The 15869-nt window shown below is 66.9% G+C and carries 13 protein-coding genes and 1 tRNA gene; 10 read left to right on the forward strand and 4 right to left on the reverse strand.

The annotated features are described in order from the left end of the window. The first annotated feature begins 15 nt into the window (after positions 1–15). A complete protein-coding gene (rimO, locus tag AC3A6R_RS11010) occupies positions 16–1422 on the forward strand; it encodes a 30S ribosomal protein S12 methylthiotransferase RimO (RefSeq protein WP_487859325.1) in 1407 nt (468 codons plus the stop codon). An 861-nt stretch (positions 1423–2283) separates the two neighbouring features. Here the strand turns inward: rimO and AC3A6R_RS11015 are convergent. Then, positions 2284–2368 (reverse strand) — tRNA-Leu (locus AC3A6R_RS11015). Positions 2369–2448: 80 nt separating this feature from the next. Between AC3A6R_RS11015 and rnr the strand changes: the two genes are divergently transcribed. Next, positions 2449–4722, forward strand: a complete 2274-nt coding sequence (gene rnr / locus AC3A6R_RS11020) for a ribonuclease R (RefSeq protein ID WP_487859359.1) — start codon at positions 2449–2451, stop codon at positions 4720–4722. 50 nt (positions 4723–4772) lie between these two features. After that, on the forward strand, positions 4773–5537 hold the full coding sequence (locus tag AC3A6R_RS11025; protein ID WP_487859324.1) for an SDR family oxidoreductase: 765 nt from the start codon (positions 4773–4775) through the stop codon (positions 5535–5537). Here the strand turns inward: AC3A6R_RS11025 and AC3A6R_RS11030 are convergent. The 3 genes from AC3A6R_RS11030 to AC3A6R_RS11040 are packed head-to-tail and all read right to left on the reverse strand — an operon-like array spanning position 5534 to position 9674. Next, entirely contained in the window at positions 5534–6997 is a 1464-nt protein-coding gene (locus AC3A6R_RS11030; RefSeq protein ID WP_487859323.1) for an NAD(P)H-hydrate dehydratase, read from the reverse strand. The genes AC3A6R_RS11025 and AC3A6R_RS11030 overlap by 4 nt on opposite strands. A 36-nt stretch (positions 6998–7033) precedes the next feature. Beyond that, positions 7034–8293: a D-amino acid dehydrogenase gene (locus AC3A6R_RS11035; protein WP_487859322.1), complete on the reverse strand. Its 1260-nt coding sequence runs from the start codon at positions 8291–8293 to the stop codon at positions 7034–7036. A 55-nt stretch (positions 8294–8348) separates the two neighbouring features. Next, entirely contained in the window at positions 8349–9674 is a 1326-nt protein-coding gene (locus AC3A6R_RS11040; protein ID WP_487859321.1) for an amidase, read from the reverse strand. Positions 9675–9886: 212 nt separating this feature from the next. On the opposite strand from AC3A6R_RS11040, the gene rpsB reads away from it, so the two are divergent. From rpsB to ispC, 7 genes are all read left to right on the forward strand, one after another. After that, on the forward strand, positions 9887–10639 hold the full coding sequence (gene rpsB, locus AC3A6R_RS11045) for a 30S ribosomal protein S2 (protein WP_487859320.1): 753 nt from the start codon (positions 9887–9889) through the stop codon (positions 10637–10639). 80 nt (positions 10640–10719) lie between these two features. Then, positions 10720–11643, forward strand: coding sequence for a translation elongation factor Ts (gene tsf, locus AC3A6R_RS11050; protein ID WP_487859319.1), 924 nt, complete (start codon positions 10720–10722; stop codon positions 11641–11643). A gap of 101 nt (positions 11644–11744) precedes the next feature. Beyond that, positions 11745–12467: a UMP kinase gene (pyrH, locus tag AC3A6R_RS11055; protein WP_487859318.1), complete on the forward strand. Its 723-nt coding sequence runs from the start codon at positions 11745–11747 to the stop codon at positions 12465–12467. Between the two features lie 13 nt (positions 12468–12480). After that, a complete protein-coding gene (gene frr / locus AC3A6R_RS11060) occupies positions 12481–13050 on the forward strand; it encodes a ribosome recycling factor (RefSeq protein WP_487859317.1) in 570 nt (189 codons plus the stop codon). Between the two features lie 8 nt (positions 13051–13058). Continuing rightward, positions 13059–13802 (forward strand): polyprenyl diphosphate synthase, encoded by a 744-nt coding sequence (uppS, locus tag AC3A6R_RS11065; RefSeq protein ID WP_487859316.1) that lies wholly within the window; start codon positions 13059–13061, stop codon positions 13800–13802. 30 nt (positions 13803–13832) lie between these two features. Further along, positions 13833–14678, forward strand: a complete 846-nt coding sequence (locus AC3A6R_RS11070) for a phosphatidate cytidylyltransferase (protein ID WP_487859315.1) — start codon at positions 13833–13835, stop codon at positions 14676–14678. Between the two features lie 2 nt (positions 14679–14680). Next, positions 14681–15862: a 1-deoxy-D-xylulose-5-phosphate reductoisomerase gene (gene ispC / locus AC3A6R_RS11075; RefSeq protein WP_487859314.1), complete on the forward strand. Its 1182-nt coding sequence runs from the start codon at positions 14681–14683 to the stop codon at positions 15860–15862. Positions 15863–15869 lie beyond the last annotated feature (7 nt).

Genomic DNA, 15869 nt, shown 5'->3' on the forward strand with positions numbered 1-15869 from the left:
GACAATACGGGCAATATGAGCGAAGTTGCCTCCCACGAACGAACTGCCACGAAAGCCGCCCCCAAGGTCGGCTTCGTGAGCCTTGGCTGCCCCAAAGCCCTTACCGACTCCGAACTGATCCTGACCCGGCTGAGCGCCGAGGGCTACCAGACCGCCAAGAGCTTCGAGGGCGCCGATCTGGTGATCGTCAACACCTGCGGCTTCATCGACGACGCGGTCCGGGAGAGCCTCGACACGATCGGCGAGGCCCTGGCCGAGAACGGCCGCGTGATCGTCACCGGCTGCCTCGGCGCCAAGACGGGCGACCAAGGCGGCAACCTGGTGCGGCAGATGCATCCCAGCGTGCTCGCCGTGACCGGCCCGCATGCCACGCAGGAAGTGATGGACGCCGTCCACGCCAACCTGCCGAAGCCCCACGATCCGTTCATCGACCTGGTGCCCAACAGCTTCGGCGTGGCGGGCCTCAAGCTCACGCCGCGGCACTACGCCTACCTGAAGATCAGCGAGGGCTGCAATCACCGCTGCACCTTCTGCATCATTCCTTCGATGCGCGGCGACCTGGTGTCGCGGCCCGTCGGCGACGTGCTCAGCGAAGCGAAGGCGCTGTTCGAGGGCGGCGTGAAGGAGCTGCTGGTGATCAGTCAGGACACCTCGGCCTACGGTGTCGACGTCAAGTACCGCACCGGCTTCTGGGACGGCAAACCGGTCAAGACACGCATGCTCGAACTGGTGCGCACGCTCGGCGAAATTGCCGAGCCGTACGGCGCCTGGGTGCGGCTGCACTACGTCTATCCGTACCCGAGCGTCGACGAGATCATTCCGCTGATGGCCAGCGGACAGGTGTTGCCGTACCTCGACGTGCCGCTGCAGCACAGCCATCCCGATGTGCTCAGGCGCATGAAGCGGCCGGCAAGCGGCGAAAAGAACCTCGAGCGCATCGCGCGCTGGCGGGAGGTCTGCCCCCAGCTGGTGATCCGCAGTACCTTCATCGCGGGATTTCCCGGCGAAACCGAACAGGAGTTCGAACACCTGCTCGATTTCATTCGCGAGGCACAGATCGACCGGGCGGGCTGCTTTGCCTACAGCCCGGTCCAGGGTGCCACCGCCAACGACATTCCGGGCATGTTGCCGACCGAGGAGCGCGAGGCGCGCCGCGCGCGCTTCATGGAAGTGGCCGAGGCAGTCTCGATCGCCAAGCTGCGCCAGCGCGTGGGCGCCACCATGCAGGTGCTCGTGGACTCGGCACCGGCCATGGGCCGCAAGGGCGGGGTTGGCCGCAGCTACGCCGACGCGCCGGAGATCGACGGCACGGTGCGGCTGCTGCCGCCGGAGAAGATCAGCAAGACGCTCAAGGTCGGTGAATTCACCCGGGCACGCATCGTCGGTGTCGAAGGGCACGACCTGGTCGCGCTGCCGATCTGACGCGTGCGGGGCCCTCAAAGAGAAAAGCCCGCGCGAGCGGGCTTTTCAATTGGCGGGGTGCAGGCTGCCAGGGCCGGGCAAGTGCTCAGTCATCCGAGCGCGAGATGACCAGAAGGCTCATGAACAACGCGCCGAGGAACATGCCGATCAACAAGGTGAATGCTGCGATCACGATAGTTTCCGTTTGGTTTGATGGCTAGATTTTCGAACCAAACGTAACCTTATGTGTAGTTTTGACGTTACTTTTTGACGCATTTTTAGCCGAAAGTGTGACTTTCGCCACACCTTGGGCCATGCGCCGTCACCGCACGGCAGCGAATCAGAGCCGCAACCCGGCGCAAAGGGCGGCCCAGGCCGCCACCAACAGCACCGCGCCGACGACGCTTCGCGGTCTCGCACCGCGTTCTTTCATCCACCACGACGAAAGCGGCAATCAGCTTTGCGAACCAGGGGGTGCCAGGGTGGCGGCAAGCGAACCAGAGCGTGACGGCGTCGCGCTTGATCGTCACGCCCATTGGCGGATGCTTTGGACGATGGACATAGTTGACAGTCGTCTACGCGTGGTAAGGTGCGTCTCGGCTTCAAGGCCAACACGCAGATCCGTCCGTGATCCCTGCCGCGGGTTGAACGCCGCACTCTTACCAGCCCATTTGTTCGAATCCGTGTCGTCGACAAGCGTTTCGCAGGATGGCCCTTTCGAAGGGCGCGATGGGCTGCGCGAGTGCACAAGCCTGACGTCGTTCGGCCCGGCATCGGCGCTGATCGGCATTCGTGAGGGAAACCATCCCTCGATCATGTTCCCAGGGCAAAGAAAAAACCCCTGCGAATCTACGATTCACAGGGGTTTCAGCTTGGTAGGGGTGGTGCCCAGAAGAGGACTCGAACCTCCACGATGTTACTCGCTAGTACCTGAAACTAGTGCGTCTACCAATTCCGCCATCTGGGCCCACATAACTGCCGAAGCAGTTATGTTTTGAATTTCAGGAAAGAGAGAATCATATCAAAAATAATGGCCACTCCAGCGGTCTGCTGGACGAATTTGAAGGAACCGTTCAAGGGCATCGCGACGGTCACGGTTTCGTGCAGCGCGACGACGGCGAAGCCGATATCTATCTACCCCCCAACGAGATGCGCGCGGTGCTGCACAAGGACCGCGTCAAGGCGCGCGTGGTGCGCCAGGACCGCCGCGGCCGCCCCGAGGGGCGCGTGGTTGAGATCGTCGAGCGTCCCGAGCAGCCGATCATCGGCCGCCTGCTGCATGAAGGCGGCGTCTGGCTCGTCGCGCCCGAAGACAAGCGCTATGGCCAGGACGTCCTGATCCCCAAGGGAGCGACCGGGCCTGCCAAGGTCGGGCAGGTGGTGGTGGTGCAGCTCACCGAGCCGCCCGCCCTGTTCGGGCAGCCCGTGGGCCGCGTGAAGGAGGTGCTCGGCGAGATCGACGATCCCGGCATGGAGATCGAGATCGCGGTGCGCAAGTACGGCGTGCCGCACGAGTTCTCCGAAGCCTGTCTGGCCGACGCCAAGGCGCTGCCCGAGAAAGTGCGGCCTGCGGACAAGAAGGGCCGCGTCGACCTGACCGACGTGCCGCTCGTCACCATCGACGGCGAAGACGCACGCGACTTCGACGATGCGGTGTACTGCGAGCCCGCCAAGGTCGGTCGCGGCAAGGGCTGGCGGCTGCTGGTCGCCATCGCCGATGTCAGTGCGTATGTGCAAACCGGCTCGGCGATCGACATCGACGCCTACGACCGCGCGACCAGCGTGTACTTTCCGCGCCGCGTCATTCCGATGCTGCCCGAGAAGCTCTCGAACGGCCTCTGCTCGCTGAACCCCGAAGTCGAGCGCCTGTGCATGGTGTGCGACATGCTCGTGGCGGCGGATGGCGAGATCTACGCCTACCAGTTCTATCCGGCGGTGATGTTCAGCCACGCGCGCTTCACATACACGGAGGTGGCGGCGATCCTCGGCAATACGCGCGGCCCCGAGGCGGCCAAGCGCAAGGACCGCGTGAAGGACCTGCTGAACCTGGCCGACGTCTACAAGGCCCTGCTGAAGCAGCGCAGCAAGCGCGGTGCGGTCGACTTCGAGACCACCGAGACGCAGATCATCTGCGACGACGCAGGCCGCATCGAGAAGATCGTGCCACGCACACGCAACGAGGCACACCGCCTGATCGAAGAGGCCATGCTCGCTGCCAATGTGTGCAGCGCCGACTTCATCGCCCAGGGCAAGCACCCGGGCCTGTACCGCGTGCACGAAGGGCCGACGACCGAGAAGAAGGAGATCCTGCGCGGCTACCTGAAGGCCATGGGCGTCGGCCTCAGCATCACCGACGACCCGAGACCGGGCGAATTCCAGGCGATCGCCCAGGCCACGAAGGACCGGCCCGACGCGCAGCAGATCCACACCATGCTGCTGCGCTCGATGCAGCAGGCCATCTACACACCGTTCAACAGCGGCCACTTCGGGTTGGCCTACGAGGCCTACACGCACTTCACCAGCCCGATCCGGCGCTATCCCGACCTGCTCGTGCACCGCGTGATCAAGGCCATCCTCGGCAACGCGCGCTACCAGTTGCCGATGCTGCCGACACCCGGCGAAGCGCACGCCAAGCTGGCCAAGCGCCTCGCGTCACGCGTCAAGGCGCCCACGACCAAGCCGCAGAAGGCCACGATCGCACCGACCAAGGAAGTGCTCGCGTGGGAAGCCGCGGGCCTGCATTGCAGCGCCAACGAGCGCCGCGCCGACGAAGCGAGCCGCGACGTCGAAGCCTGGCTCAAGTGCAAGTACATGCGCGAGCACCTGGGCGAGGAGTACGGCGGCGTGGTCACGTCGGCCACGACCTTCGGCATCTTCGTGACGCTCGATGCGATGTATGTCGAGGGGCTGGTGCACATCACCGAGCTCGGCGGCGAGTACTTCAAGTTCGACGAGATGCGCCAGGAACTGCGCGGCGAGCGCACCGGCATCCGCTACGCCATCGGCACCCGCGTGCGCGTGCAGGTGAGCCGTGTCGATCTCGATGGACGCAAGATCGACTTCCGCCTCGTGCGCGAGGGCGAGGACCTCACGGCGCGCGCGATGAAGGACAAGGGTGTGGGTTCAGCGGGCGTGCCGGTCAAGGCATCGTCCAAGCGCAGTTCGCGCCACAAGGCCGAAGCCGCCGCGGTCGAGCCGCGCGCCGAGCGGGTCGCCGTCTCTGCGGCGGCGGTGGAGCCGCAGTCGGCCATGCAGGCGTTCAAGTCCGCGGTCAAGAAGGCCGCGAACAAGATGAAAGGGCGCAAGCCGCGCCGCCCCTGACGATATCAACGAGCTACCGAACAGACAAAGCTGAAAAGGAGACACAGAGCATGAGCGTCGAGAACAACAAGGGCCGCATCGCGATCGTCACGGGTGCCGGCACGGGCATCGGCCGCGCGGCGGCGCTGGCACTGCTGGGCGACGGCTGGAGCGTGGCGCTCGCGGGGCGCCGCCTTGAGCCGCTCGAGCAGGTGGCCGAGGAATCGGGTGCGGGCGCGCGCGCCTTCGCGGTGCCGACCGACGTGGCCAACGCCGATTCGGTGCAGGCGCTGTTCGCCGCGACGGTGGAGCGCTTCGGCCGCGTGGACCTGCTCTTCAACAATGCGGGCGTGGGCAACCCGCCCGGCGCCTTCGAGGACTGGACGCCCGAGCAGTGGCGTGGCGTGGTCGACATCAACCTGAGCGGCATGTTCTTCTGCATCCAGCAGGCGTTCCGCACCATGAAGGCGCAGACGCCGCGCGGTGGCCGCGTCATCAACAACGGGTCGATCTCGGCCACCGCGCCCCGCCCGAACTCGGCCGCCTACACGGCGACCAAGCATGGCGTCGAGGGCCTCACCAAGACGGCCTCGCTCGACGGGCGGAAGTACGACATCGCGGTCGGCCAGATCGATGTGGGTAACGCGATGACGGAGCTGGCCGCGCGCATGGCCAAGGGCGTGCCGCAGGCCAACGGCGAACTCGCGGTCGAGCCGCTGATGGACGTGAAGATCGTGGGGCAGTCGGTGCTCTACATGGCGAACCTGCCGCTGGAAGCCAACGTGCTGTTCCACACCGTCATGGCGACAAAGATGCCCTTTGTCGGACGCGGCTAGACGCTTTGGCGCGCCAGTGTGCCCGCCGTCAAGGCGGGTGCGCCGGCGGGCCAGGTGTCGGCCGCATGGCCGTGGTGCCATACCGACGCGCAGGCCGCCTCGAACGCAGGCCGGCCCGAGGCCAGCGCTGCACCGATCATTCCCGCGAGCACGTCGCCGGTACCGGCAGTGGCCAGGCGCGCATTGCCGGTCGGATTGACGACCGGCGCTGGGCCGTCTTCGGCAATGATCGTGCCGGAGCCCTTGAGTACCAGCACAACGCCGAATCGCGCAGCGAGTTCACGCGCCGCCGCGAGTCGGTCGCGCTGGACTTCGCCCGCCGTGCATCCGAGCAGCCGCGCTGCCTCGAGCGGATGGGGCGTCAGCACCGTGGGGCGGCCACGGTGGCGCCGCCTCGACAGTTGCACCTGCAGGTTGCGGTCGGTCGCCAGCGCATTGAGCGCGTCCGCGTCGAGCACCAGCGTGGCCGCGGTGGCCAGCACGCGCGGCAGCAGGGCGCGCACCGCGGTGCCGCCGCCGCAGCCACAGACGACCGCCATGGCTGAAAGATCGAGCGAGGCGGCGTCGCGCAGCATCAGTTCGGGCTGCAGCGCGGCGACGGGCGCGGCATCCGGGTCGAGCAAGCCGGCGTAGACGCGGCCGGCCCCGGCATGCAAGGCGGCGGTGGCGGCCAGCAGTGCCGCGCCCGCCATGCCGGGCGCGCCGCCGACCACGGCGACGTCGCCCTGGCTGCCCTTGTGCGAGGCATGCAGGCGCGGAGGGATCCGGGGCGCACCCGCGAGCCGGGCTGCCGGCGGCTCGTCGACGCTGTCGCAGCCCAGGTCATCGAACCAGATGCTGCCGCAGGCGTCGCGGCCCTGCGCTGTGAAGAGGCCGGGCTTGAGCGTCAAGAGGCTCAGGCAGTGGCGCGGCGAGGCAGCGCTGTCCGGCGCCTGTCGGGCCGCGCGATGCAGCACGCCGGTGTCCGCGTCCAGGCCGGACGGCACATCGATGCTCAAGGTAGGCGCCGCCGCTCGATGCATGCGCTGCAGCCACTCGGCCACGTGGCCTTCGGGCGGGCGCGTCGAGCCGATGCCGAGCAGGGCGTCGATCGCGAGATCGTGCGCAGGCGGCGGTGCCGGGGTGATCTCGACGCCGGCCTCGCGCGCACGTCGAAGCGAGACCCTGGCGTCCGACGGTAGGCGGGTCTCGTCGCCCTCGAAGGTGACGACCGGCGAGAAGCCGCGCTCGCGCAGCCGCATCGCGGCTTCGAAGCCGTCGCCACCGTTGTTGCCCGGACCGCAGGCGATCCAGATGGTCCGCGCATGCGGCGCGATCGCCATGGCCAGCCGGGCCGCGGCCAGTCCGGCGCGCTGCATCAGCGTGTGGGCGGGTAGCGCCTTGGCCCAGCGCTGTTCGATCCGGCGTGTCGACGCGCGGTCGAAGAGGTCTGCGACAGTGTCTGGCGTGATGCGCTGCATGGGCCGATTCTGCGCGACCGCCGCGCGTCCAGTCGTTCAGGCGTGCAGATGCAGCCGCTCGATCCCGAGGCCTTCGAGATCGACGCCGGCATCGCGCCCGCCGATCAGGTCGGCCACCACGCGGGCGCTGCCGCACGAAAGTGCCCAGCCGCTCGAACCGTGTCCCAGGTTGAGCCAAACGCCCGGGATGCCGCTCGCGCCGAGCACCGGCGGACCGTCGGGCAGCATCGGGCGGGCGCCTTTCCATTGCTGCACGCCCGACTGCAGTGTGGCCGCGCCGGGGAACCAGTCGTGCAGCACCTTGTAGAGCGTCTGCACCGCTGCGGGGTTGATGCGGCTCAGCGAGCCGCCGATCTCGGCGCTGCCGGCCACGCGCACCCGCTGCCCGAGGCGCGAGATTGCGACCTTGTAGCGTTCGTCCATCACCGCGCTGCGCGGCGCGTTGAGTGATTCGCGGATCGGCGCGCTGATGGAGTGGCCGTACACCGGCGCCAGCGGAATGCGCAGGCCGAGCGGGCGCAGCAGCGTGGCCGAGGCGAGGCCGGCGCAGACCACCACGGCATCGAAGTGCAGCGGCGGCGAGCCGCTCGCGAGTGCGACGGCGGTGGGCGCGGCGCGGCTCAACGGTGCGATGTCGCAGTTGAAGTGGAACTGGGCGCCGAGCGCCTCGGCCTCCCACTTGAGCAGCAGCGCGAACTGCCGGCAGTTGGCCACCTCGTCGTCGGGCAGGTGGATGGCGCCGGCCAGCGCGGTGTCGGCGTTGAGCGCGGGCTCGATGCGGCGGGCTTCGTCGGCGTCGACTTCGCGAAACACGCTGCCGGCCGAGCGCAGCACCTCGAGGCCTGGCTGGATGAGTTTCTTCTCGCGCTTGGAGCGCAGCAGCACCAGGTAGCCGTCGCTGCGTTCGTAGCTCAGTTCGCGCGCCTCGGTCACCTCGTGCAGCCGGGTCCGGCTGTAGAACGCCAGGCGCTGCATGCGGGCGCGGTTGGCGAGATAGGTCTCGAGCTTGCACGCCCTCTGCCAGCGCGACATCCAGCCGAGGTCTTGCGTGCCGAGCGGCCAGCGCAGCTTGATGGCGCCATGCGACGAAAGCAGCGAGCGCAGCACCTTGGCGCGCATGCCCGGCGCAGCCCAGGGTGTGACGTACCCTGGCGCGACCACGCCGGCATTCGCGAAGCTGCCTTCTTCGGCGGCGGCGCCGCGGCGTTCGAACACGGCCACTTCGTGGCCGTCCGAGGCCAGTTCCCAGGCGCTGGTGACGCCGATGATGCCGGCGCCCACGATCGCGATTTTCATTGAGTGATGGAGTAAGAAAAGATGGCGCGCCGGGTGTCGGCCCGACTGGGCGAGCCTACCGTGCCTGCAGCGCCTTTTCCGCCTGAAGGGCAATCGCCAGCACGGCGTCGTCGTGCATCGCCGCATGCCAGAGCATCAGCCCGGCCGGCAGTTCGCCCGCGGCCTGGCAGGGCAGCGAGATCGCGCATCCGTCGAGCATGTTGACGATCGACGGATTGCGCAGCAGCAGCGCATTGACGCGGAAGAACGCATCGTCGCGCTCGGCGCCAGGCGCCACGCTTGCGATGCTCGGCGCGGTGATCGGTACCGTGGGCGACAGCAAGGCGTCGAAGCCCGAAAGCGACGCTTCGACGCGCGCGATCCAGGTCCGCCGCGCATTCAGCAGGTCGATGTACTCGTGCGCCTTCATGCCGGCGCCCCTGAGGATGCGCTGGGCGACCCGCGGATCGTAGCCGGCGCCGCTGCGCTCGAGCAGCAAGCGGTGCCAGGCATACGATTCGGCGGCCGAGAAACCGCCGGTGGCATTGATTCCCTGCAGGTCGGCGAGTTCGGGCAGCGTGATTTCCTCGATGCGGGCGCCGGCGCCGCGCAACACGTGCAACGCACGGTCGAAGGCGCGGGCGACCGACGGTTCGATGTCGTCGAAGAACACGTTCTTCACGACCGCAAGCCGGTACGCACCCACGGGCGCGGCACCGCGCGTCACGCGCCGTGCCGAAAGGATTTCGTGCGCGAGGATCGCGTCACGCACAGAGCGCGTCATGGCGCAGACGGTGTCGAGGGTGGTCGACAGCGGGAGCGCGCCATCGGCCGGAACAAGGCGCGCGGTGCTCTTGAAGCCCACGATGCCATTGAGTGCAGCGGGGATGCGGATCGAGCCGCCGGTGTCCGAGCCCAGGCCGATGAAGGCGGCGCCCGCGGCCACCGAGACCGCCGCGCCCGAAGATGAACCGCCGGGAATGCGCGGCATGGCCGCTTCCGCCGCATTGGCGGGCGTGCCGTGGTGAGGATTGACCCCGACCCCCGAGAACGCAAACTCCGTCATGTTGGTGCGGCCCGTGAGCACCCCGCCGGCGGCCCGCAGGCGCGCCACCGCGACCGCGTCGGTCTGGGCCGCCGGCGCGTGCGCAAGCACCATCGAACCGGCCGGTGTGGGCTGTCCCTCGACGTCGAACAGGTCCTTTGCGGTGAAGGCGAGGCCGGCAAGGCGGCTCGCCGGCGCTGCGCCGGCGATTTCCCGGCGGGCTTCGTCGAACATGGTGCGGGTGAAGACGTGGCGGCAGGCCGGCGATTCGGAGATGCCGATGGCACGCTCCAATTCGGTGCGTGCATCGGTGCCGCCGGCCAGGAGTTCCAGGCGGGTGGCGTGAAGGTCGTTCATGGGGGCTGGAGGGGGGTGGGTCGGCGTTGCGGGGAAGGCGGCAAGGGGCGCGTGCTATACTCTTTGGGTTTCGCTGATCGCGTGGCGGACTTTCGCTACAGCAGCCAGACGCATTCGCAAACCGGCCCATTCAAGGTGTTGCGGCTCCGCCCAAAGAGGGCTGGAGAAGCAAAGCGGGCTGGATTTTAGACCCAACCTTTGGAGTAATTTCAATGTCGACCACCATGCGCGAAATGCTGGAAGCCGGTGTCCACTTCGGCCACCAGACCCGCTTCTGGAACCCCAAGATGGCACCGTTCATCTTCGGCCATCGCAACAAGATCCACATCATCAACCTGGAAAAGTCGCTCCCGATGTTCCAGGACGCGATGAAGTACGCCAAGCAGCTCACCGCCAACCGCGGCACTATCCTGATGGTCGGCACCAAGCGCCAGGCCCGTGAGATCGTGGCGGCCGAAGCCCGCCGTGCCGGCGTGCCCTTCGTCGACACCCGCTGGCTCGGCGGCATGCTGACCAACTTCAAGACGGTCAAGACCTCGATCAAGCGCCTGAAGGACATGAAGGCCCAGCAGGAAGCCGGTCTGGACAGTCTGAGCAAGAAAGAGCAGCTCACCTTCTCGCGTGAAATCGAGAAGCTCGAGAAGGACATCGGCGGCATCCAGGACATGACCGCGCTGCCCGACGCCATCTTCGTGATCGACGTGGGCTTCCACAAGATCGCCGTGGCCGAAGCCAAGAAGCTCGGCATCCCGCTGATCGGCGTGGTCGACTCGAACCACTCGCCCGAAGGCATCGACTACGTGATTCCCGGCAACGACGACTCGTCCAAGGCCGTGGTGCTTTACGCCCGCGGCATTGCCGACGCGATCATCGAAGGCCGCAACAGCGCTACCGGCGACGTGGTCAAGGCCATCGCCGAGGGCAGCGACGAATTCGTTGAAGTCGAAGAGGGCGCCTCGGCCTGATCGAGGCCCTCGCGCGCCTGAAGAAGGGGCTTTGGTGCCCCTTTTTTTTAATCTGATTTTTTGGACACGGAGATAGAACAATGGCTGCAATCACCGCAAGCATGGTCGGCGAACTTCGCGCAAAGACCGATGCGCCCATGATGGAATGCAAGAAGGCCCTGACGGAGGCCGACGGCAACATGGAAAAGGCCGAGGAACTGCTGCGCATCAAGCTCGGCAACAAGGCCGGCAAGGCGTCGGGCCGCATCACGGCCGAAGGCGTGGTCACCGCATTCGTCGAGGGCGACAAGGGCGGCATGATCGAGATCAACTGCGAGACCGATTTCGTCACCAAGAACGACAGCTTCCTGGCCATGGCCAATGCCGCTGCGATGCTGGTCGCGAAGAACAATCCGGCAGATCTCGCGGCGCTCGGCGCGCTCCCCTATGAGCAGGACGGCTTCGGCCCGACGCTCGAAGACGTGCGCAAGGGCCTGATCGGCAAGATTGGCGAGAACATGAGCTTCCGCCGCTTCAAGCACTTCTCGGGCAACGGCAAGCTGGCTTCGTACCTGCACGGCACGCGCATCGGCGTGATGGTCGAGTTCGAAGGCGACGACGCCTCGGCCAAGGACGTGGCCATGCACATCGCTGCCATGAAGCCGGTCGCCATCTCGGCCGCAGACGTGCCCGCCGAGCTGATCGAGAAAGAGCGCGCAGTGGCTGCAGGCAAGGCCGAGGAAGACCGCAAGACGGCCGAAGCCGAAGGCAAGAAGCCGCAGCCTGCCGACATCGTCGCGAAGCGCGTCGAAGGCGGCGTGCAGAAGTACCTCAAGGAAGTCTCGCTGCATAACCAGGCTTTCGTGAAGAACGACAAGCAGACCGTCGAACAGATGCTCAAGGCCGCCAACACCTCGATCAAGGGCTTCACGCTCTACGTGGTCGGCGAAGGCATCGAAAAGAAGGTCGACGACTTCGCGGCCGAAGTGGCTGCGCAGGTCGCTGCCGCCAAAGCTGGCGCGTAAAACTGTTACGCCCCGAAGCGACGGCCTGCGCCTGTGCGCCGTCGCTTTTTCACCGCCTCGTTCTACACTCGTCCCGCCAAATCAACCCAAGGAAAATGCCCATGTCCGATGCCCGCCCAGCCCACAAGCGAATCTTGTTGAAGCTGTCGGGAGAGGCATTGATGGGAGATGATGCCTTTGGTATTAACCGTGCCACCATCGTGCGCATGGTCGAGGAGGTGGCCGAGGTCGTGAACATGGGCGTCGAGGTCGCGGTCGTGATCGGCGGCGGCAACATCTTCCGCGGCGTCGCGGGAGGCTCCGTGGGCATGGACCGCGCCACGGCCGATTACATGGGCATGCTGGCCACGGTGATGAACTCGCTGGCGCTGGCCGATGCCATGAACAAGCAGGGCCTGGTGGCGCGCGTGATGTCGGCCATCGCCATCGAGCAGGTGGTCGAGCCGTATGTCCGGCCCAAGGCGCTGCAGTACCTCGAAGAGGGCAAGGTCGTGATCTTTGCCGCCGGCACGGGCAATCCGTTCTTCACCACCGACACGGCCGCTGCGCTGCGCGGCGCCGAGATCGGTGCCGAACTGGTGCTCAAGGCGACCAAGGTCGACGGCGTCTACAGCGCCGACCCCAAGACCCACCCGGACGCGACGCGCTATTCGACGCTGACTTTCGACCAGGCGATCGCGCAAAATCTGGGCATCATGGACGCCACGGCCTTTGCGCTGTGCCGCGACCAGAAACTGCCAATCAAGGTGTTCTCGATCTTCAAGAACGGCGCGCTCAAGCGTGTCGTCATGGGCGAGGACGAGGGCACGCTGGTGCATGCCTGAGGAGTAAATTGAGATGACCACCCCGACCATTGCTGAAATCCGCAGTGCGACCGACGCCAAGATGAATCAGTCGCTCGCAGCGTTCCAGAACAACCTCACGAAGATCCGCACCGGCCGCGCGAATTCGGCGCTGCTCGACTCGATCCAGGTCGAGTACTACGGTTCCCAGGTGCCCCTGAGCCAGGTGGCCAACGTCTCGGTGCTCGATTCGCGCACGATCAGCGTCCAGCCCTGGGAAAAGGGCATGGGCGCCAAGATCGAGAAGGCCATCCGCGAAAGCGACCTGGGGCTGAACCCCGCCTCGATGGGTGACCTGATCCGTGTGCCGCTGCCCGCAATGAGCGAGGAGCGCCGCCGCGAGATGACCAAACTGGTCCGCAACGAAGGCGAGAGCGCCAAGGTCGCGACGCGCAACCTGCGCCGCGACGCGAACGAGTCGGTCAAGAAGCTGGTGAAGGAAAAGCTCGCCTCCGAGGACGAGCAGAAGCGCGCCGAAGCCGAGATCCAGAAGGTCACCGACCGCCACATCGCGGAAATCGACCGCCTGATCGCGGCCAAGGAAGCGGAGATCATGGCCGTTTGAGGCTGCGCATGGCTTCCCCCTCGCTGCAGATTCCTCACCATATTGCCATCGTCATGGATGGCAACGGTCGGTGGGCCACGCGGCGATTTCTGCCCCGCGTGGCAGGCCACAAGCAGGGCGTTGAATCGCTGCGCCGCTGCGTGAGGGCGTGCGTCGACCGCGGCGTGGGCATTCTCACTGTGTTCGCGTTCTCGTCGGAGAACTGGAACCGGCCGCCCGAGGAGGTCTCGGGGCTGATGGAAATCATGGTCGGTGCGCTCGCGCGCGAGGTGCCCAAGCTCGGGCGCGATGGCGTGCGCCTGCATTTCGTCGGCGAACGCGCGGGTCTCTCGAAGAAGATGGTGCAGGGCCTGGTCGACGCGGAGGCCAACACCGCGCAGAACGCCAAGCTGATCCTCAACATCTGCTTCAACTATGGCGGCCGCTGGGACATTGCCCGCGCCGCTGCGCGCCTGGCCGAGCAGGGCGAGGCGCTCACCGAGGCCAACCTCGACCGTGCCATGGCCCTCGCGCACGTGCCCGACCCGGATCTGCTGATCCGCACCGGCGGCGAGCAGCGGCTGTCGAACTTTTTGCTGTGGCAGAGCGCCTACGCCGAGTTGTTCTTCAGCAGCAAGCTCTGGCCTGAATTCGACGAGGCCGAGCTCGATGCAGGCATTGCTGCGTACCAGGTGCGCGAGCGCCGCTTCGGCAAGACTTCGGCGCAGGTCACGGCCGGCAGCCAGTCCCCGCAAGATCGCCAACTGGCCTGAGGCTGCGGCCGGCCTCCACCTTTCAGCCGAATGCTCAAACAACGCATCATCACGGCGGTCGTCCTGTTGGCGATCCTGCTGCCGGCGCTCTTCTATCCGTCGCACATCCCCTTTGCCGGCGTGATGCTGGTGCTGATCGGCGCGGCCGGCTGGGAATGGGGCCGCTTGAACGGCCACGGCCAGCGGCTGTCGGTGTTCCTCGGCCTGGAAGTCGTGGCGCTGTGCGCGCTGTCGTGGTGGCTCGGCCTGCTCGAACGTTCCCTGCTGCCGATCTGGCTGGTGGCCAGTGCGGCCTGGGTGCTGGGCGGCGCCGCCTTGCTGCGCGTCGCGGTGCCGGGTTGGCCGCGCATTCCGCGCGGCCTGCGTCTGGTCGGCGGATTGCTCGCACTCTGGGTGGCCTGGCTGGCGGCTGTGCAGGCGCGCATGGTCGGCATCAATTTCCTGCTGTCGATCTTCGTGCTGGTCTGGGTGGCGGACGTTTTTGCCTACTTCGCCGGCCGGGCGTTCGGCCTAAAGTTCACGCGCAGCAAGCTCGCGCCGGCGATCAGCCCCGGCAAGAGCTGGGAGGGCGTCTGGGGCGGCATGGTCGGTGTGGCCGTGCTGGCCTTCGCCTGGGTCTGGGCCGACCGCGCCGTGGGCGCGACGGTGGCCAGCCTGTACTCCCGGCTGCACGAGCGCGGCTGGTGGCTGCTGCTTCTTGGCGTGGTCTTTCTCGCGGCGATGAGCGTCGTCGGCGACCTCGTCGAATCGCTCATCAAGCGCAGCGCCGGTGCCAAGGACAGCAGCAGCCTGCTGCCAGGGCACGGCGGCGTGCTCGACCGCGTGGATGCCCTCTTGCCGGCGCTTCCCATTGCCATGATGCTGGCTTCCTTGTGAACATGTCCAAACAACGGGTCACGGTGCTCGGCTCGACCGGCTCGGTCGGTGTCAGCACGCTCGACGTGATTGCACGCCATCCAGACCGTTTCGAGGTCTTCGCGCTCTCCGCCTCGACCAAGGTCGACGAGATGCTGGCGCAGTGCGCACGCTTTTTGCCTCGCTTCGCCGTCATGGCGAGTGCGCCGCATGCCGCGCTGCTGGCCGAAAAGATCGACCAGAACGGCCTGCCGACGCAGGTGCTGAGCGGCGCGCGCGCGATCGAGGAGATCGCGTCCCACGAAGAAGTCGATGCCGTGATGGCTGCGATCGTCGGTGCCGCCGGGCTGGGGCCGTGCCTCGCTGCGGCGCGAGCCGGCAAGCGGCTGCTGCTGGCCAACAAGGAAGCGCTGGTGGTCGGGGGCGAGCTGTTCATGCGCACCGTGCGCGAAGGCGGCGCCACGCTGCTGCCGATCGACAGCGAGCATTCGGCGATCTTCCAGTCGCTGCCTGAAGATCCATCGACCTGGGCGCGGCGGATCGACAAGATCATTCTCACGGCCTCGGGCGGCCCTTTCCGCACCCGCGCGCCCGCGACGCTGGGCTCGGTCACGCCGGAGCAGGCGTGCGCGCATCCGAACTGGGTCATGGGCCGCAAGATCTCGGTCGATTCGGCCACCATGATGAACAAGGCGCTCGAGGTCATCGAGGCGCGTCACTTGTTCGGCGTCGAACCCGAGCAGATCGAGGTGGTCATCCATCCGCAGAGCGTGGTCCATTCGATGGTGCAGTTCACCGACGCATCCGTCATTGCCCAGCTTGGAACCCCCGACATGCGGGTGCCGATCGCGGTCGGCCTGGCCTGGCCCGAACGCATCGAGAGCGGGGCAGGGCGCCTCGACTTCCGGCAGATGGCCGCGCTGAGCTTCGACGCGCCCGACGCGGCGCTGTTTCCAGGACTGGGCCTCGCCTGGCATGCGCTGCGCGCCGCGCCCGGAACCACGGCGGTGCTCAATGCCGCCAACGAGGTCGCCGTCGAGGCCTTTCTCGACCGGCGCCTGCGGTTCGACCGGATTCATGCGGTGAACATGGAAACTTTGGAGGCCGTCATCCCCTCCAAGCCCGGATCGCTGACCGACCTGCTGGCGCTCGATGCCAGCGCCCGGGCGGCGGCCAATGCGGCGGCGCTTCGCTTCGCCGCCTGATCGCGCC

It is taken from the genome of Variovorax sp. Soil_C_19, assembly GCF_057657255.1.